Source organism: Paenibacillus sp. JT22N12, assembly GCF_056269365.1.
Genome location: NZ_JBWDNU010000007.1, coordinates 375,438 through 393,830 on the forward strand (window position 1 = coordinate 375,438; position 18,393 = coordinate 393,830).

Annotated in this window: 14 protein-coding genes; 3 read left to right on the forward strand and 11 right to left on the reverse strand. The window is 54.7% G+C overall.

What is annotated here, in order from left to right:
- The first annotated feature begins 240 nt into the window (after positions 1–240).
- The gene (locus tag AC0YOA_RS25055; RefSeq protein ID WP_475788947.1) at positions 241–1,437 is read left to right on the forward strand and encodes a helix-turn-helix domain-containing protein; all 1,197 of its coding nucleotides are present in this window, start codon (positions 241–243) and stop codon (positions 1,435–1,437) included.
- Between the two features lie 208 nt (positions 1,438–1,645).
- Here AC0YOA_RS25055 and AC0YOA_RS25060 read toward each other — a convergent pair whose 3' ends face one another.
- The 5 genes from AC0YOA_RS25060 to AC0YOA_RS25080 all read right to left on the reverse strand — a co-directional run bounded on the left by AC0YOA_RS25060 (position 1,646) and on the right by AC0YOA_RS25080 (position 7,085).
- Complete coding sequence (locus tag AC0YOA_RS25060; protein WP_210039230.1) at positions 1,646–2,131, reverse strand: glutathione peroxidase; 486 nt, start codon at positions 2,129–2,131, stop codon at positions 1,646–1,648.
- A gap of 331 nt (positions 2,132–2,462) precedes the next feature.
- Complete coding sequence (locus AC0YOA_RS25065; protein ID WP_475788948.1) at positions 2,463–3,941, reverse strand: sulfatase; 1,479 nt, start codon at positions 3,939–3,941, stop codon at positions 2,463–2,465.
- Positions 3,942–3,948: 7 nt separating this feature from the next.
- Positions 3,949–4,815, reverse strand: a complete 867-nt coding sequence (locus tag AC0YOA_RS25070) for a carbohydrate ABC transporter permease (RefSeq protein ID WP_475788949.1) — start codon at positions 4,813–4,815, stop codon at positions 3,949–3,951.
- 9 nt (positions 4,816–4,824) lie between these two features.
- On the reverse strand, positions 4,825–5,697 hold the full coding sequence (locus AC0YOA_RS25075; protein WP_475788950.1) for a carbohydrate ABC transporter permease: 873 nt from the start codon (positions 5,695–5,697) through the stop codon (positions 4,825–4,827).
- Between the two features lie 80 nt (positions 5,698–5,777).
- On the reverse strand, positions 5,778–7,085 hold the full coding sequence (locus tag AC0YOA_RS25080) for an extracellular solute-binding protein (protein WP_475788951.1): 1,308 nt from the start codon (positions 7,083–7,085) through the stop codon (positions 5,778–5,780).
- Positions 7,086–7,299: 214 nt separating this feature from the next.
- Here AC0YOA_RS25080 and AC0YOA_RS25085 point away from each other — a divergent pair, with 214 nt between their 5' ends.
- Positions 7,300–8,274 carry a helix-turn-helix domain-containing protein gene (locus tag AC0YOA_RS25085; protein WP_475788952.1) on the forward strand — a complete coding sequence of 325 codons (975 nt, stop codon included), beginning with the start codon at positions 7,300–7,302 and terminating at the stop codon, positions 8,272–8,274.
- A gap of 32 nt (positions 8,275–8,306) precedes the next feature.
- Positions 8,307–9,293 (forward strand): formylglycine-generating enzyme family protein, encoded by a 987-nt coding sequence (locus tag AC0YOA_RS25090; RefSeq protein WP_475788953.1) that lies wholly within the window; start codon positions 8,307–8,309, stop codon positions 9,291–9,293.
- A gap of 239 nt (positions 9,294–9,532) precedes the next feature.
- Here AC0YOA_RS25090 and AC0YOA_RS25095 read toward each other — a convergent pair whose 3' ends face one another.
- From AC0YOA_RS25095 to AC0YOA_RS25120, 6 genes are all read right to left on the reverse strand, one after another.
- Positions 9,533–12,637 carry an S-layer homology domain-containing protein gene (locus tag AC0YOA_RS25095; RefSeq protein WP_475788954.1) on the reverse strand — a complete coding sequence of 1,035 codons (3,105 nt, stop codon included), beginning with the start codon at positions 12,635–12,637 and terminating at the stop codon, positions 9,533–9,535.
- Between the two features lie 176 nt (positions 12,638–12,813).
- Complete coding sequence (locus tag AC0YOA_RS25100) at positions 12,814–13,794, reverse strand: ABC transporter permease (protein ID WP_475769432.1); 981 nt, start codon at positions 13,792–13,794, stop codon at positions 12,814–12,816.
- Positions 13,787–14,698, reverse strand: coding sequence for an ABC transporter ATP-binding protein (locus AC0YOA_RS25105; protein WP_475788955.1), 912 nt, complete (start codon positions 14,696–14,698; stop codon positions 13,787–13,789). The genes AC0YOA_RS25100 and AC0YOA_RS25105 overlap by 8 nt, the downstream gene beginning before the upstream one ends.
- Positions 14,695–15,513: a GDSL-type esterase/lipase family protein gene (locus AC0YOA_RS25110; RefSeq protein WP_475788956.1), complete on the reverse strand. Its 819-nt coding sequence runs from the start codon at positions 15,511–15,513 to the stop codon at positions 14,695–14,697. Before AC0YOA_RS25110 ends, AC0YOA_RS25105 begins: the two co-directional genes overlap by 4 nt.
- Before the next feature lie 171 nt (positions 15,514–15,684).
- Positions 15,685–16,776 (reverse strand): dual-specificity RNA methyltransferase RlmN, encoded by a 1,092-nt coding sequence (gene rlmN / locus AC0YOA_RS25115; RefSeq protein WP_475788957.1) that lies wholly within the window; start codon positions 16,774–16,776, stop codon positions 15,685–15,687.
- A gap of 156 nt (positions 16,777–16,932) precedes the next feature.
- The gene (locus AC0YOA_RS25120) at positions 16,933–18,378 is read right to left on the reverse strand and encodes a DEAD/DEAH box helicase (RefSeq protein ID WP_475788958.1); all 1,446 of its coding nucleotides are present in this window, start codon (positions 18,376–18,378) and stop codon (positions 16,933–16,935) included.
- Between the last annotated feature and the right edge of the window lie 15 nt (positions 18,379–18,393).

Here is an 18,393-nt window from a genome sequence, read left to right on the forward strand (position 1 = left end):
CTCATAATTCCTAGTTAATTACTGAGCTTTATTAACATCGAAGTTATCACCTTGTGCGCCGGACTGTCAATAGCTTGAGGATACATGATGAACAATGAGGAGCAATGAGGAAAATGACCCCCTCGGGAGCCATTTATCAATTGAAGTTTAAGCTCTTATCGATTATTATTATATATAACTTATAATTCCTATAAATAAAGTCGGTTTTATTGGGTTGCGAATGGGAAAGGGCGGTCCGGCATGCAAAGTGAACGCTTTAATCTGTTGAGCCTCCGGGAAGCCATGGATATCCTGGGCGTCAGCCGCGCGACAATCGACCGCTGGCGTAAAGACAAACAGCTGCCTCATATTAAGATCGGCAAAGAAATATGGATCGATCCCGATAAATTGCAAGCCTGGGTCAAGCTTCATGCCATTGCCGGGAAGCAGCATGTTCCAGAGAGCGTATCTTCGCCTCAAGTCATTACAATCGGTTACCAAAGCGGCGCGGCGCTGCTGTGGAGCCCTTTGGTTATGAAGCAGCTGGGCCTCTTCGAAGAGGAGCTCCGCCGGATCCGCCCGTCGATGGCGTACCAGGTTAACTGGATCAACGCGCCAAACGGGATGGAGCTTGTGGAAGAGCTCATCGCAGGCCGGGTCAATATAGCTTCGGTAGGCGACTATCCGATTATTGCCAGCCGTACACTCAGCCAAATCCTGCCCCGCTTCAAGCCCCAGGTGCTGGCCTTTGACGGCAAAACCAGAAGCGGAGGCGGAATTTCCCTGGTCGTTCCGACAGGAAGCAATATCCATCATCCGGATGACCTGTCATCACTGCCCATCGCTACGGTTGGCAGCTCCAGCGCCTCCTATCGGCTGAAGGAGTGGATGAATACGTTCGGACTGCAGGCTGAGCCTGTGATTCACCGCGGGATGGAGGAATGCGTAAGCGGCTTTCTTGGGGGCAAAGTGGGAGCCAGCGTGCTGTGGGAGCCTTATCTGAGCTGGGTCAAGTCGATCGGAGCAGGTACTCCCCTCGTCTCCGAGGGCATAGGCGGCGATTATTTGACCGGGCTCATGGCGGATGGGGGCTGGGTCGCCGGCAATGAGGATATCGTGATCGCTTATCTCAAGGCTCATCTAAGAGCGCATACGTTCATCCGGCGCGAACCGGTGCGCGCCGCTCAGCTCGTCCATGAAGCGAGCGGCTTTCCGCTGGCCGTCGTCGCTGGCGTACTGTCGCAAATCCGCTGGGATGCTTCCTTCTACAGCCGGGATCTGCAGACACTGGGGCGTCTGGACGAAGGGCAGCCCGATTCGTTGTCTCTTCCTGCCAGTAATGCCGGCATTTTCGAGTTCCCCAAGCAGTATTTGCAGGAGGCTGTGCAGGCATTGAAGCTGCCCATTCTTCCGGACTCTCCGCTGCCGGGGGAATGGTCGAGCGATGACCTGTATTAAGTGCCGCTGCTATTCGCAGAAAACGGGCACCAAGAAAAACCGGCTGCGCCGTCCTTTAGCGGCGCAGCCCGTTTCTTCCCCTAGGTCTGACAAAAATAGGGCGTGAAACTTATACATTCTATAAGGCAAAAAAGAACCCTTTTCATATAAGGGTTCTTCCTGAATCCAGGCTTGTCCAAGCCGGGACGGTTATTGGGCATTCATCGCATTATTTTGCTTCCAGCAGCTCTTTAATGTCGCCTTCAATTGCTTCAGGCTCCGTACGCGCTGAGTACTGCCGGATCACATTGCCCTCGGCGTCCACCAGAAACTTCACAAAGTTCCATTCGATATCCCCTGTGTGATAAGGAGCCGGAGCGTTATCCACCAAATATTTGTACAGCGGAATCGCATTCTCGCCCTTCACGTCAACCTTGGAGAAAACAGGGAATGTTACTTGATAATTCAATTCGCAGAAGCTTTGAATTTCCTCGTCCGTGCCCGGCTCCTGGCCATTGAACTGGTTGCTCGGGAAGCCCAATACGACGACGCCGTCATCCTTGAAGGTATCATAAATATGCTGAAGGCCTTTATACTGCGGTGTAAGTCCGCAAGCGCTTGCCGTATTCACAATGAGCAGAACCTTTCCCTTATAATCCGATAGCGCTTTCTCTCCTGATGCTGCGGTTTTAACGGTATAGTCATAAACGGACATGATGGTTCCCTCCACAAAGCTTATTTTAAATTGTTCACAATTTAATTGCGTATAATATACCTCTCCCTGCCCCTTTTGTCAACCTGTTGGAGAGTTCCCTTCTATATTCTTCCCTGTTCCAAAAAGAAAGGAACGGCTGGACCTTTATTACATAACGAGGCAGGCTTTCTGCCAAACGGAATTAGAAGAACAGAATTATCAGGCTTCTTCGTTCCATTATTCAGAAAAAGCCATTTTGGAACTGGCCTGAATAGACGGCCTTCTCAAAATGGCTTCCTCTACATTTATTCCAAATCACAGGTTGACGATGCGAATATCCCAGCTCTATTCTCTACCCTCGGGCAGGCAGTCCCAGGCGCGCATACTGCTCTGCAGGTGCTTCATTCTCCCGCATCAACTCCGTCAGGAGGCCGACCATTCTGGCCTCAACGGCGGCATCCGCCAGCGGTTCCCGCTGCTGCGGGTCCGCCTGCACATCATAAAGCAGCGTCCCGTAGGCATGGAGATTGCCATAGGTCCGTGCAGGAATGCGCAAGGTCTTCACGCCCTTGGTGAAGGAGAACGGCTCCGCGAGCTCCAAATTCTGCAGCTCTGCCGGATGGAAGCGGCTGCGCATATGGGTCGGCATCAGCGTATAGTCGTAGAGCAGCCCGTTCTCCACGGAATCCGCGGCACGCATATAGACATAACGGCCATCTGTCACATTGACATGCCCCCCGTGAATCCCGAACAATGCCGCTTCGCGGACCGGCTCGTCCGAAGCAATGGCCTGCCGCAGGGGCTTGCCCTGCATGTCGGGAGGAAGCCCTGCGCCGAAGAAATCCAGCAGCGTTGCGGGCAGATCAATCGTCTGTACCAGACTCTGCCTCCGCTCGCCCTGCACCCCGCTGCGCGGGTCCCAGATGAACAGCGGAGTGTGGGCCACTTCATTGTAGAAGGGCTGCACGCACTTCGCCCACTGATCATGCTCCCCGAGCAGGAAGCCATGGTCGGTATTGACAATCAGCAGCGTATCCTTCCACAAGTCCAGCTGATCCATCAAGTCCAGCACCTTGCCCAAATAATGATCGCACATGCTCAGCAGCGAGGCGTATTCATAACGCATATGCCGGACCTCCTCGAGCGATTCGGTTACAGGACCGTACGGCGGCCAATCGAAGGGACGGCCCGCATACTCGTGCGGATAGAGCTTTTTGAACGCTTCCGGGCTGTAAAAGGGTTCATGCGGGTCGAAGGTCTCCAGCTGCAGGAACCACTGGTCTTCCTGATGGTTCCGCTGGATGAATGCAAGTCCCTTCTCGAACGTCCGGGCTTGTGGAAACTCCTCCGGCTCCTGGATATATGTGCGGTTGATCCGGTCATGCCGGACCATTTTGCGGGCATGCGGAGGGAGCTTGTCCAGGTTCAGCCCTTCCGGAGCTTTCACTTCGCCTTTCCAGGGGTCGCCCTCCTGCCCGCGGATCAGCTCGAAGGATTCATACCTTGAATGGTACGTTCCGCCTCCGTCCTCCCAATAATGCTGGTGGTCGGTAACCAAATGCGTATACACGCCCGCCTCCCCAAGCCTCTCAATAGCAGAGTCGTCGAATGGCTCCAGCGGTCCCCAGCTGCGGTGCAGGAAATTATACCGCCCGGTGTGCAGCTCCCTTCTCGCAGGCATGCAGGGCATGCTCCCGACGTAGCTGTTGTCGAACACGGCCGTGCGCCCGGCCAGCCGCTTGAAATTCGGCGTTTGAATCCATTCCGGGCCCCCGTATGGAGAGAGCATATGCCGGTTCAATGTATCGAACATGACCATAATGGCTTTCATTTCATTATCATCCTTTCACGCTTGATGCCACCATACTGCGGATAAATTGCTTCTGAAAGATGAAAAACATGACGATAATCGGCAGCGAAACGAGCAGTGATGCGGCCATCAGCAAATTATAATGCACCTGATGCTCACCGCGGAACACCTGCAATCCCAGCTGAATCGTCCGCATGGACTCGCTGTTGGTATAGATAAGCGGATGGAAGAAATCATTCCACACCGCCACAAACTTGAAAATCCCCAGCGATGCCAGCAGCGGCCCGCTCTGCGGCAGATAGATGGAGAAGAACAGCCGCAGATAACCGGATCCGTCCATATAAGCCGCGTCGTCCAGCGCTCTTGGGAATTGCAGATAATATTGACGGGCCATGAAAATACCGAAGGCACCGGCAAGCTCGGGCACTATCAGCGCATAGTAGCTGTCCAGCCAGCCGTTGCCGCCGCTGCCGAGCCAATCGTTCCCGCCGAAGAACGGGATCGATTTCATAATCAGGAACTGGGGGATGACCGTCACCTGTGCAGGCACCATCATTCCGACCAGCAGCGTCAGGAAGATCAGCTGGTTTCCTTTGAATGTTATCCGCGCGAAAGTGAAGCCCGCCAGCAGATTGAAGATCAGACTGCCGATTACGGTGACGGCCGTCACAATCGCCGTATTCTTGAAATAGGTCATCCAGTCTCCCATATGCATGGCGCGGATATAGTTGCCCGGATGCCAGGCCGCAGGCAGCAGCTTCATGGCCCCAAGCGAGAACTCCTCATCTCCCTTCATGGAGGTGAAGAATGTAATCAGCAGCGGCAGTATGGTCATGGCGCAGAAGATCACAAGCACCAGATAGGCCAGACTTTGTTCGATTCGTGTATGTTTCATGATCCGCTCCTATTCCGCCGCCTGATTCCGGCTGCCGATCCCATATTGAATCAATGTGATCGCAAGCGTCGCCGCCAGCAGGAAAACGGCCATGGCCGATGCGTATCCCATACGGTATTCCTGGAAGCTGGCTCCGACGATTTGGGTCACGATGGTGGTGCTTGAATTGGCCGGACCCCCGCCGGTCAAAATGTAAACGAGATCGAACACCTGGAAGGAACGAATCGTAGCCGTAATGAACAGAAACAGCGTCATCGGCTTCAATAAGGGCAGCGTGATGAACCAGAATTTCTTGATTCCCGAAGCGCCGTCCAGACCCGCCGCCTCATACAGCGTCTCGGGAATGCCTTGAATGCCGGCCAGAAAAACGATCATCGCATAACCCATCCCTGTCCATATGCCGATCACGATAACAGACCCGAGTGATGTATGCGGGTCCTGCAGCCAATTCTGGCCGCCGATACCGACAACATCCAGCAGCCGGTTCACCGGTCCCTGAAGGGGATCCAGCAGCCACAGCCAGGTCATGGCGACAGCGACGGAAGATATGACGCCAGGCAGATAAATAAGCGCCCGGAACACGGCAAGTCCCCGGAGCTTCATCGTCAGGAGACTGGCCAGCACCATACCGATCGCCATACCCGGAACGACTGTGCCCACCCAGTACCAGGCCGTATTGATCAGCGCACGGTGAAAAATCGAGTCATGCAGAAGACGGCTGTAATTCTTCAGCCCGACCCAATCAGGAGCCTGCAGCATCGTATAGTCGGTCAGGCTCAAATACAATACCCAAATGACCGGCACCAGGATGAAAACAGTAAAGATGAGCACATTCGGCAAAATCAGAAAATAAGGAACGATCCGGTTCCAGCCCTTTTGCATCCTTGGTTCCTCCTTGAACATCAAGGCTTCTCCCGCAAGAGCGATCCGCGGGAGAAGCCCCATTTTGCTTGAGCTGCACTCTACTGGGCGCTTGCAAGCTCTTCTCTGGCCTTGGCCGCATTGTCCTTCAATGCTTCCGCCACCGGTCTGACTCCTGCGTAGGACTCCTCAAGCGCAAGCCGCAAATATTTCACATTGATGGCCCAGCTGCCGGATGCTCCGTAACCACGCGCATCATTAAGCGCTTCGAAGGAGATTTCATTCTCTGGAGCCAGCTTCACAAAATCCTCCTTAATCGACTGCAGCGGAGGAATATAACCTGTCTTGGTGGTGAAATCAAGGATATTCGACTTGTCGAACCAGAATTTAATGAATTTCCAGGCTTCTTCGGGATGCTTGGACTTCTGGGACGCGGTCAGAAAGGTCCCCAGCATCAGAGCCGTCTGTTTGCCGTCTTTGCCTGCCGGAGGGAGCACCCAACCGATTTTGTCAGCGCCCACCGATTGCTTGAGCGCTGCCGCGCCGGAAGTGGAGATGAATGCAAGCGCTGCCTGGCTGTTCTGGAAGGGCGTTCCGGTTACCTGCTGCTGATTTGCCTGGATAATGGCGCCCGACTTGTACAGATCGACCATTCTCTGCACCAGATCGATGGAAGTCTGCGAGTCGAAGGTCGGATTGCCCTTCTCGTCATAGAAGTCCTCGCTCAGCAGCAGCAGCAGCGAGAGATACGATTGCTCCCCGTTGCTGGTCTGGATATCAATTCCGCCGCGCACCGTTTTGCCGTTCTCCACCTTTTTCAGCTTTTCGGCATACCCGAAGATTTCATCCAAGGTCTTGGGCGGATTGTTCGGATCAAGCCCCGCCTCGGTGAAGAAGTCCTTGCGGTATGCCAGCGGACGGATCTCCGGCATCAGCAGCCCGTATTGTCCGTTCTCATATTGGCCCGCCTTCAGAATATCCGGGAAGAAGTCCGCCTTTCCCTCCCAGTTATCCGCTTCTATATAGGGGCTCAAATCCAGATATTTGCCTTGATTCACGGTAGAGATCAATTGACCGAAGCCCAGTCCCTGCACATCCGGCTGCAGGCCGCCTGCATAGGAGACGGTCAGCTTCTGGAAATAATCGGCCCATGGAATGGACGTAAGCTCGACCGTAATATTGGGATTCTGGTCTTCAAACTTCTGAATAATGTCCTTAACAGCTGTCGTAAGGATATCCTCTGTCCCCGGATACCAGAATTTCAGCGTAACCTTCTCCTCTTGTGGCTCATTGGCCGAACCGGCGTCTGCCTGATTATTGGGTTCATTAGAGGAGCCGCTCGAGCACGCCGTCGCGAGCATGGTGAGCATAAGCAGTAGAGCGAGCGATAACAGTGAAGCTTTTTTCATCTTCGGTTTCCCCCTGATTCTATTGGTCTCATGTTATGCAGCACATCATTCGGTTATCCGGTCTGAAATACAGGTCTACTATTCCTATTAAATTACTTGTATTTGCGCCTGCCAATGTTTAAGATTATAGCACGGAGCCTCTCCGCCGTATTTATCCTAAATGGTCAATAATGTTTCAAAAATGCAGATTTCTGTATAGACAAGGGTGGTATACATGACCAATTTGATGGAATTCAGCAATCAGAGCTCATTGGATCAGTTGAACATCAATGTGAGGTGGATGAAGGAATGGACCGTAACCACGCCTCATACTTACTTGTTTATTTTCCCTTATACCGCGATATGGATCGTCCTCTCCGGAGCTGCGGTCATCGAGCTGGATCAGGTCCGTTATACGCTCAGGCAAGGGGATATCGTCAGCATTCCGCCACAGACCTATCAATCGTGGATATCTCTTGAGGGTGAGGAGCCGTTCCATTATCTATCGCTTGCCTGCGAGGGCAAAGTGGGTTATTTTGATTTTATCAGGCTGTACCGCTTTCCCCGTGTGGTCTCGGATATCCGCCAGGAGGATTTTGACCGCTTGGTCACTCTTTGGCGGGAGCTCGCCGCGGATTACGCAGAATTTTTGAAGCCATTCGACAAAAAGGACTTGAAAGCTACGGAACGCAGGTATGAGGATGGAAGAGGCGGCGACGGGGATTATCCCGTCTTCATGCTGGATACCAGCCAGACCATCCAGCATCTGAGGATTCGGGCCGGCGGTACGCTATGGACGCTCAAGCTGTTCGAGGCTCTGCAGGAGCATCTGCCTGATCGGCCCATCGCTTATGATAACCGCGTATTCGAGGTTTGCACTTATGTCGAGAAGCATCTGAAGGAGCCGCCGACTCTGGATGAACTGGCGCAGTATGTCTCCCTCAGCAAGGAGCAGCTCCGCACATTGTTTCAATCGACACTGGGGATATCGCCTATGAAATATGTCCGGCAAATCCGCCTGCAGCGGGCCCGGGATTTGCTGCTGCTGTCCAACTATCCGATGAAAGAGATCGCCGGGATGGTCGGTTTTGAGAACCAGCATCATTTTTCCCGGGCATTTCATCAGATTGAAGGCATGTCGCCGATGGAATACCGCCGCAGACAGAAGGGAAGCAGCTCCAGACAAACCGGATATTTCACCTCAGCATAACTAAATGGAACGGAAGGGTAAGCGTGATATGAATGAGTGATCGTACGGAAAATCAACCAGCCAGCTCCTGCTGTGCCGCAGGGAGAAGTGAAGGGCCTGCATCATTGAAGCCGGATATCTCCGGCAAGGACAGCCAGAAGCCCAAAGCCCCAACCTCCTGGAAGGAGCAGGAGATGATTCATTTGCCCGGCGGTTCATTCCTGATGGGCACCAACGATAATGAAGGATTTCCCGCCGACGGAGAAGGGCCGGTCCGCGAAATTACGCTGGCCCCCTTCTATATCGACCCCTGCACTGTCAGCAATGCCGAGTTCGCCCGATTCGTGGAAGCCACCGGCTACATCACCGAATCCGAGAAATTCGGCTGGTCCTATGTGTTCCATCTGCTCGTGTCCGAAGCCACCGCCCGCACCGTGACCCGCTCGGTCGAACGCTCGCCCTGGTGGTGGGTGGTGGGCGGCGCGGATTGGGCCCATCCGGAAGGGCCGGATTCAAGCGTGGTGGACCGGATGGATCATCCTGTCGTCCAAGTCACCTACAATGATGCCCTGGCGTACAGCAAATGGGCAGGCAAGCGGCTTCCTACGGAAGCGGAATGGGAGTACGCCGCCCGCGGCGGGCTCAAGCAGAAGCGCTATCCCTGGGGGGACGAGCTGAAGCCCGGCGGGGAGCACCGCTGCAATATATGGCAGGGCAAATTCCCGCTGGTCAACCATGCAAGCGACGGATATGTCGGGACGGCTCCCGTGAATGCCTATCAGCCCAATGCGTACGGCCTCTACAATGTGTCGGGGAACGTCTGGGAATTCTGCTCGGACTGGTTCAGCCCCGATCATCATCTGAAGGCCGGCCGTGTGAACCCCAAGGGTCCGTCCAAAGGCCAAAGCAAAGTAATGAGAGGCGGCTCCTATCTGTGCCACCGCTCATACTGCAACCGATACAGGGTCGCCGCCCGAAGCTCCAACACGCCGGATAGCTCCGCCGGCAATATGGGGTTCCGCTGTGCGAGAGACGCCTAGCCAGCAGACTGCCTTTATCCAACCAAGAAGAGCCCCCGGGGAAAAGTTCTTTTCCCATGGGGGCTCTTCTTGCTTCCATCTTCGTGATTGCACTCGCGCATGCCTACAGCAAGGCTGGCAGCCGAATTGCACAGAGCGTCTCCAGCTCAACGGAATGTGGATTATCCGGATCCTGTGGATCTGCAGCCGTTAAAAAGGCATTGGCTGGCGGATATATCCTTGTTTAACTTTGATATTCATTAGGTGTGATCTTCCGGCTCTGTTGTAAAAATCACCTCATTGGATTGTCCGGCATTCACCCCGTCCGCTACAGACAGCCGCAAGCGGTACGCAGTGCCGGGATTCAATCCGAGCACCTGCACAAAACTTGCATCAGGCGTTACAGGCGAATCCGTCTGGGCGTTCTGCCAGGTTTCCCCGTCGTTCTCCGATATCTCCAGGTTCACTTCGGTTGCCAGCAATGGCATCGTGTAACTGGCGTAGGTTGTCGTATCGGTTGTATACAGCACTTCCAGATCACTAATCGGCGCCAGCGGATCCGCTTCCGCTATGAGGTTAACGGTCTGGATGCTCGCAATGGCATGCTCCTGCGATGAATCCTGCTCGGAAGCCACCCATGCGTCGACACGAATCGTCCGGTCCGTCAGTGAAGGCAGCAGCTGCACCGAATACGTCACGTTCTCGTCCCAGCCGCCTGTCAGCGTGTAGGGATAAGGAGGGAACGTGCCTGAGAAATGATCGGTGCCCGGCTCCCGGTAAAGATAGAAATAGGCATAAGGCTCAGAGCCTGAATTCCCGTATTCTACCGTCAGCATATCCACATCCCCGGCCAAGCCCGGGGCGTTCAGCTTCACGCCGTTCACCGCGCCTGCATAGTCAGCTCCAGCATTGACAACATGTACGGGAATGGACAGCATATGATCCCTGGTATTATAAGCAACCTGATACTGTTCATCGTTGATCACGGTCAACTGCGCATCCGGCACAAGCGTAAACTGGATCGTTGTACGGCTCTGGCTGTCGTCTGTTATGGTCAGCTCGTAGGAACCGCTCTCCCGGATTTCATCACCCAGCTCGTAAAACCCATCCTCTTCGCCATCCTTCACCAGAGCCGCGGAGACGATCGTCCTGCCTTCCGCACGTTCAGGCGTCACATAGGAGGCATAGGTCTGCCCATCGAGAACACCGACGATCACAGGGTCCGGGTCCGGCTCATCCCCGCCTCCGCCCGGCTGCTCCGCCGAATTCGTCGTGACGGCGACTGTATTCGATTCGCCAGCATGCAGTCCGCCCGTAACGATCAGGCGCAGGAGATAATCGGTGCCCGGACTCAGATCAATGACCTGAGCCGCAGCCGATTGAGCGCCCAAGCCCTCGCTCGTCGCAGCGGTTGTCCAGCTTTCTCCATCATCCCCGGATTGCTCGAGGGATACATTCTCAGCCCATAACGGCTGCGTAAAGCTTACATCCACGGTTGTCTCCGCCTTGGCAGTGACCGCCAAATCGGCAATAGGAGCGGCAGGATCGGCTTCGGCCGTGATGTTGATCGTCTGCAGCCGGGCAACAGCCTGCTGTGAGGATTCTGCCGCCCTACCAACCCAGGCATCGATGCTTAATGGCCGGTCGTGCAGCGAAAGCCCCAGATCCACCGTGTATGTTACAGCCTGATCCCAGCCTTGCGTCAGTGTATATGGGGAGGGTGGAAGCATGGCAATGAAATCATCGCTGTCCCCATCGCGCTTCAATTCAAAGTCCATTTCATGATCCGGGGAGCTGGCCGACGCAGGCAGCGACTGCACATCATCTGCCAGTCCACTCACGCTCAGCTTCAGGGTGTTTACAACATTGGCAAGGTCCGCTCCCGAGTTGCGAAGCTGCAGCGGGATGGTCAGCAGGTGATCCTTATAGCTGACTCCCTCCTCCCGCGCTGTCAGACTGGCATCGGCCCGGAGACTGAAGCTCACCGCGCTCTTGCCGCCTGCACCGGTTAGAGTCAGGACATAATCGCCGCTTTCCCTGATCATGTCTCCAAGTTTATAAGAGGCATCTGCTGCGCCATTCTTCTCCAAAACGGCAGAGGATATGGAACTGGTACTTGCCGGAGTCACGTAGGCAAGATACGTCTGCCCGTCCTGCACCCCGGTAATGACCGGAGCCGGATCGCCGGCTCCTCCTCCCGGGAAGGGAATGTTTGAACCCGAGCCAGGATTGGGCTCTGGCTTGTACCGGCCATCAACCTTTTGCGGAGCGCGCTCAAAGGTGGAACCTGTTACAAACAGCACAGCCTCAACTATAGCGCCTTGGCCGGTCATCGTAAGGAAAGCATGCGCCTCCAGCTTCTCAATTGAGCCCGTTTCGGCAATAAAAAGGATCATTTGAGTCAGAGCCTGCATGGCCTCCACGGTGGTTGCTCCCTCCAGAACCAGGCGCACCTTACCCTCCGGCTTGTCCACAATTATCAGATGGAACACCGAATCGACGAGATGAACGCTGTTGGCGCCGCCGCCGTGTACGGTTGTCGTTCCCAGCACGGTAACCTTATTAAGATGCACATCGCCTTCTCCAATTCCTTTTTCCAGCGTCAGATCACCATGGATTACCGCATTCTGCAGCGTGACGCCCGCTGCCGCGATGACGACATCGCCCGTCACTTCCTCTGTTCCGCTGGAAGGGCCATAAGTTCCGGCTTCCTTGTACACCGTATCCGCCACAGGCTCTGCGGGAGCCGGCGCTTCGCTGGACCGGTCCAGCGCAACAACGGCTTCTGCACGGGTCAGATCCCGTTCAGGCCGGAAGCTGCCGTCCGGATAACCGGACAGCCAGTTCCTCTCTGACACCGCAGCCACCGCATTCCGGCTCCAGCTCCCGATCCGGGAGACATCCGTGAAGCTGAGTGCCGCGGTGTCTGCCTGAGCATCGTCCAGCTTCGCCAGCCTGGAGAGCATAAGCGCCGCTTCCTGGCGGGTGACGTTCTTCATCGGCCGCATCGTCCCGTCCTCATAACCGGAAATATATGCCGCTGCCACGGCTTTGCCGATTTCCGGAGCATACCATTTGCCAGCCTCGACATCGGAATAGGCATTCCCCGACGTTCCGGTCAGCTTGTAGGCACGATTCGCAAGCGTAAGAAACTCCGCCCTCGTAACAGGCTGATCAGGATGATACGACCCGTCGGCATAACCGGACAGCAGCCCGTTCCCAGCCCACCTCTGCAGCGTTTGTGCAGCCCAATGACTCTGAATATCGCCAGATTCGGCTGCAGCAGTCCAAGCGGCCCCCGACCATAACAATGAGAAGATCAGCGCGGCTGCAGCCGCTCTCCAGCCTCTATTCTTCTTCCTCACATCCATCATCCTTTTCCCTGAAGTAGCTGTCTCAGAGGAAGAATAGCACGGGACTTGCGCCCGATATAATTTACTTTAGTTAATTGCCGGACTCTTATCATGAAATTTTTATACTATATTGGAACGAAACAAACAGCCGCAGGTAAAGCCTGCGGCTGCTTGTTTCTATCGCGATTTTAATAAACATCCCGTTTTGTAAATGTAATAAAAGCTACCGCCAGCGCCGAAGCGCCCCAGACGAGCAGCACGAGCAGCGAGAAGCCCAGGGACATGCCTTCGACCGGCGGGGCCGCCTCCTCCAGATATCCAATGAGCTGAAGATTGACCATGAACAGATATTTGGCCGATTCCCATGATTCCACCATCGCGCTCAGGATCGTCCCGGCTATGAGGCAGGCGAGCATAACTCCCATAACCGCCGCTGTGCTGCGGAACAGAACCGAGAGCATGAACGTAATGGTTGCCACGATGAGGGATACGAACCAGGCCAGTCCCAGCTCCATAATAATAAACTGCCACTGCGGCAGTGTATGGACACCCGAGGCGTCAAGCAGCCCATTGCTCACGGAGAAGCCGGTCAGAACCGGCGCCGTCCAGCCCTGAAAGCCGAACACCACCCCGGATATAAGCGTGGACAGCAAACCGAACAGGGTGATAATCAGCGACACCGAGAGGGTAAGCGCCAAATATTTGCTCAGCAAAATCCGCCATCGCTTCACTTTGCGCGTCAGCAGAACCTTGATCGTTCCGGCACTGTACTCCGAGGACACAATATCAGCAGCAACGATCATCATCATGAGCGGCAGCAGCAAATTGATCCCGTTCTCCACGAAGCCCCGCACAAAGGTCGGCGCGCCCGGCTCCGAGGGGTTAATATTATGGTCGAGGTAGTACCGCTGCTGCTCAATCCGTACCTTCAGATTCTCTCCGTCATCCTCGGACGCCCGCCCGCTGGACAGCCGGTTCTCCCAGCCTGCAAGCTGCTGCTCCAGGGCGAGGCGCCAATCCACATCTCCGAACCGCTTGCGGTTCTCCTCGGCCTGGCGAAGCTGAGCGTAGGTGAACAGGGAAATCAGGATGGCGATAATGAAGGCGACAACCAGCAATCTCCTTTTTCCCGTCAGCTTCACCATCTCATTGTAGACCAGATTATTCAATGCCTTCACCGCCCGTCAATTCGAGGAACAAATCCTCCAGCGAGGGAAGCCTGCGGCTCATCTCCGTTACCGTTACGCCCGCCTCCACCAGTGCCTGATTCCATCGCCCGATCTCCAGCCCCGGATAGGATGTCTTCACGGTATCCCCTTCCGTCTCCACCGGATCCGTGAGACGCTGCAGCACCTGAATGCCCTGCGGCATGGGGGAAAGCTTCCAATGCACCCGCTCCTGATGGGCCAGCAGGTTATGGACGGTATCCACGCGGACGACCCGGCCCTTGGATATAATGGCAACCCGGTCACACATCAGCTGAATTTCGCTCAGCAGGTGGCTGGAGACCAGCACGCTCAGACCTTCCTCCTCCGCCAGATAGCGGATGAATTCCCGCATCTCCCGAATGCCGGAGGGATCGAGGCCATTGGTCGGCTCATCCAGAATGAGCACCTTCGGCCTTCCCAGCAGCGCCTGGGCGATGCCCAGCCGCTGGCGCATGCCCAGCGAATAGGTTTTCACCTTGTCGTGAATTCTCGCGTCCAGCCCGACCAGCCGGATGACTTCATTCATCCTCGCCTCATCGATCCCGTCCATCATCCGGGCAAAATACTCCAGGTTCCGCCAGCCGCTCAAATACGTATACAGCTCCGGATTCTCGACAATGCAGCCCATATTGCTCATCGCTTCGGAATACTGCTTATGAAGATCGTAGCCGCAGATGTGAATAGAGCCTGATGTCGGCTTGATCAGTCCGACCAGCATGCGGATCGTTGTCGTTTTTCCCGCTCCGTTGGGTCCAAGGAAACCGAATACCTCTCCTCGCCGCAGCTCAAAATCGAGATTATGGATAATTTCCCGCTTCCCGATAATCTTCCTGAGACCCTGGACAGCCAATGTGATCTCGCTCAACCCTTCACCCCCTGCCATGTAATCAGCGACGCTACCCGGTCCCCGATCAGACGGTATCCGGCTGCGTTGGGATGGAATAAGTCACGGGCCAAATAATCCTGAACCTTCAATTGAAACAGATCAAAGGTTGGAACAAGCACAGTCTGCGGATAGTCTGCCGCAACCTCGGCAGCTTTGTAGTTCCAGTCCCGGACAATCTTTGTCGTCGCTTCCGCATTCTCCAGGGCGCCAAACGGATTGTAGAGGCCAATGAGAAAAATACGGGCATCGGCGTTATTCTCCCGAAGCTGCTTCAGAATGGATTTCAATTGAAGCAGATAAGCATCCTCAATCTTCTGTATGTGGGCAGGCTCCAGATTGCCCAGAGTCTGTCCCCCCTGGAACAAATCGTTCCCGCCTGTACTGACCACAATGACATCAGCGGCCACCACTTCGTCCTTAATCCTGCTCTGCCCAAGCTGCTCGGCCAGCTGGCTGGATACTTGTCCGTTTACGCCATAATTGCCCAGCACGATATCCTGGCCGGACTTCTCCTTCAGATCCTCCAGCAAATAACCGACATACCCCTTGCCCTCGGTATCGCCGGTTCCCTTCGTTAACGAATCCCCAAGCGCCAGCAGCCGGAACGAACCGTCGTCCGCAACAGGCTCAGGCGCTTCTTCCTCTGTGCCGGGAGCGGTCCCTTCTATAGGCGGAGCCGCTGCCGGCGCTCCGCTGAAGGTATCCTGCAGTGTCCAGGCTAGGCCCCCCGCCCATATCAGACAGGATAATGCCGAAATGCCAATCAGCCAATTGATGGCTTTTTCCCTCATCATCTTCCTCTCGCCTCCCCTGTTGGGCGCTGCTTCAGACATATATAACATAATAAGCTGAAACCATACTTAAAAAACCTGCCCCAAAAAAGCGCTGGAACAGGTTCATGACGAAGTTTTTGATGTGAATCATGAGCAAGAACAGGGAGCCGCTCCACTCTTGCCTTTCTTCCTTTATCCCGCAGCAATCCTGCCCGGGCCGGCTGGTTTGGATTCCTTGATTTGCTTGCTTCTAAGCTGTCCGCACGCGGCATCGATATCGGTGCCGTGCTCCAGGCGGACGCTGCAGCTGACGCCCTGCTTCTTGAGCGTATCATAGAAAGCCCGTATCGACTCCTGCTCGCTTCTCTGATATTGACTGTGCTCATCCACGGGATTATAGGGAATGAGATTCACATTGGCCAGATGCTTGTTGTCCCCGATCAGCTCAGCCAGCTCAAGAGCCTGCTCCCTGTGATCATTGACATCCTTCAGTAAAATGTATTCCAGCGTGATCCGGCGGTTGGTTTTCTCCCAGTAATATTGGATCGCCTCCATCAGCTTCTCGATGGGAATCGCACGGTTGATTTTCATAATCCGCGTGCGAAGCTCATTATTGGGCGCATGCAGGGACACCGCCAGATTCACCTGCATATCGGAATCGGTGAATTCGATGATTTTTTCCGCGAGGCCGCTGGTCGAAACCGTAATATGCCTTGCTCCGATAGCAAGCCCCTTGTGATCCTTGATCACCCGCAGGAAATCGGACAGATTCGCAAAATTATCGAATGGCTCGCCGATACCCATCACGACTACATGGCTGACTTTGCCCTCATGGCCGGCATGATCAAGATGAAGCTGAACGTTCATGATCTGTTCCACGATTTCGCCGCTTGTCAGATCCCGGCTCTTGGGCAGCAGTCCGCTTGCGCAGAAGCTGCAGCCGATGTTGCAGCCCACCTGGGTAGTCACGCACACCGACAATCCGAATTTATGCTTCATGAGCACCGTTTCGATCAGATTGCCGTCCACCAGCTTGAACAGAAACTTGATCGTGCCGTCAGCGGATTCCTGCTTCACATGCTCGGTCAGAGTCTGGATGACAAAATGCTCCTCCAGTACGGCGATGCATTCCGGATGGACGTCGGTCATGTCCGTGAAAGCCGTTACCCGCTTCCTGTACAGCCAATCCCATACCTGCGCGGCGCGGAACTTCCGATGTCCACGCTCGGACAGCCAGGCCGTCAGCTGATCCAGGGTCATTCCATATATAGATGCTTTATTCATTGGATATCCTCTTTTCAAAAACTTCGAAATGTAGGCCTTTTCTTAGGACAGAGAAGCGACAAGTTCGCCCATCTATTTATTATTGTCCCAAATTTTTTTTGCTAACACAAGGGGAGATCCATGAAAGATAAGACGAATCCCCGCCATGGACCCGTTTTATTTCAAAGCCTTGCGGACCTTCAGCAGCTTGCCCTTGATGTTCGTCGTCTGCATGACTTCAAGCACCAGCGGCCCTTTGCCATTCAAAATATCCACATAGGACACATTATCCTGGATCGTAATAATACCGATATCCTCTGCGGTTACCCCTTCAATTCTGGCAATCGTGCCGACAAAATCAACGGCTCTGAGCTTCTTTTTCTTGCCGCCGTTGAAATTCAGCTTCATAATTCCCGCATTAATCTGCTCATTCTTGTCTTTCTTGAGCGTGGTCCGGGCATGCGACTTCGCTTCGAAGGCGGGTTCTCTCAAGGCAACCTGCTCTCTTGAAGGAGCCTTCATAACCGGAAGGGCAAACCCGATATACCGTTCGATGTCCGCCAGAAACTTGCCCTCGTGAGGGGTTGCGAACGTTATGGCCTTCCCCTGCTTGCCCGCGCGGCCGGTTCTTCCCGTACGATGGACATAGCTTTCCTTCTCCATGGGGAGATCGTAATTAATGACCAGCGAAATATTATCGATATCAATGCCTCTGGCGGCGACATCGGTGGCGATCAGATAGCGGAACTGTCCGCGCCTGAACGCATTCATGACCTCGAACCGGACCTCCTGCTCCAGACCTCCATGGATCTTGTCGCATGAATAATCCAGCGCGGCCATTCGTATGAACAGCTGGTCCACCTGTTCCTTCGTCCGGCAGAAAATCATGCAGCTGTCCGGATTCTCGACGATGGTGACCGCCCGAAGCAAGGGCCATTTGTCGGCATCCTTCACCTCGATCAGAGAATGCTGAATCTGGTCCGTCGTGATCCCGGCTGCCTGAATCTCGATATGAACGGGATTGTTCATATATTTCAAGCACAGGCTCTCCACATCCTGCGGCAGGGTCGCCGAGAACAGCATCGTCAACCTGCTTCCCGGCAGCTCCTGAATGATCGCCTCGACCTGCTCGATAAAGCCCATATTCAGCATCTCGTCGGCTTCATCAATCACCAGGCAGGCCAGACGGTCCAGCACAAGCGTGCCTCGCTGAATATGGTCCAGTACACGCCCGGGAGTCCCGACGATCACATGGGTTTTCTGCTTTAATTCAGCGGTTTGAATGGCAAAGGGCTGCTTGCCGTAAAGAGCCGCGACCTTAATTCGTTTGAACCGCCCGATATGGGTCAAATCCTCTTTCACCTGGACCGCAAGCTCCCGTGTGGGAGTCAGAACCAGCGCCTGCGGCTTGTTCTCATTCCAGTCCGCCAGCTCACAGACCGGAATCCCGAACGCCGCGGTTTTTCCGCTTCCGGTTTGCGATTTCACCACCAGATCCTGCCTTGCAAGCGCCGCGGGCAGGACTTCCTGCTGCACGCTGGTCGGCGTTTCGTACCCGAGGCTGTCCAATGCTCTGATGATCTCTTCACTTATCGCATAGTCTTTGAATGACTGCTTACTCATAGGCCTGCCTCTTCC

What these genes read in the sequence shown, in the direction of transcription:
- AC0YOA_RS25055 (WP_475788947.1), top strand. Translation starts at nt 241, where the DNA reads ATGCAAAGTGAACGCTTTAATCTGTTGAGCCTCCGGGAAGCCATGGAT.
- AC0YOA_RS25060 (WP_210039230.1), bottom strand. Translation starts at nt 2,131, where the DNA reads ATGTCCGTTTATGACTATACCGTTAAAACCGCAGCATCAGGAGAGAAA.
- AC0YOA_RS25065 (WP_475788948.1), bottom strand. Translation starts at nt 3,941, where the DNA reads ATGAAAGCCATTATGGTCATGTTCGATACATTGAACCGGCATATGCTC.
- AC0YOA_RS25070 (WP_475788949.1), bottom strand. Translation starts at nt 4,815, where the DNA reads ATGAAACATACACGAATCGAACAAAGTCTGGCCTATCTGGTGCTTGTG.
- AC0YOA_RS25075 (WP_475788950.1), bottom strand. Translation starts at nt 5,697, where the DNA reads ATGCAAAAGGGCTGGAACCGGATCGTTCCTTATTTTCTGATTTTGCCG.
- AC0YOA_RS25080 (WP_475788951.1), bottom strand. Translation starts at nt 7,085, where the DNA reads ATGAAAAAAGCTTCACTGTTATCGCTCGCTCTACTGCTTATGCTCACC.
- AC0YOA_RS25085 (WP_475788952.1), top strand. Translation starts at nt 7,300, where the DNA reads ATGACCAATTTGATGGAATTCAGCAATCAGAGCTCATTGGATCAGTTG.
- AC0YOA_RS25090 (WP_475788953.1), top strand. Translation starts at nt 8,307, where the DNA reads ATGAGTGATCGTACGGAAAATCAACCAGCCAGCTCCTGCTGTGCCGCA.
- AC0YOA_RS25110 (WP_475788956.1), bottom strand. Translation starts at nt 15,513, where the DNA reads ATGATGAGGGAAAAAGCCATCAATTGGCTGATTGGCATTTCGGCATTA.
- rlmN (WP_475788957.1), bottom strand. Translation starts at nt 16,776, where the DNA reads ATGAATAAAGCATCTATATATGGAATGACCCTGGATCAGCTGACGGCC.
- AC0YOA_RS25120 (WP_475788958.1), bottom strand. Translation starts at nt 18,378, where the DNA reads ATGAGTAAGCAGTCATTCAAAGACTATGCGATAAGTGAAGAGATCATC.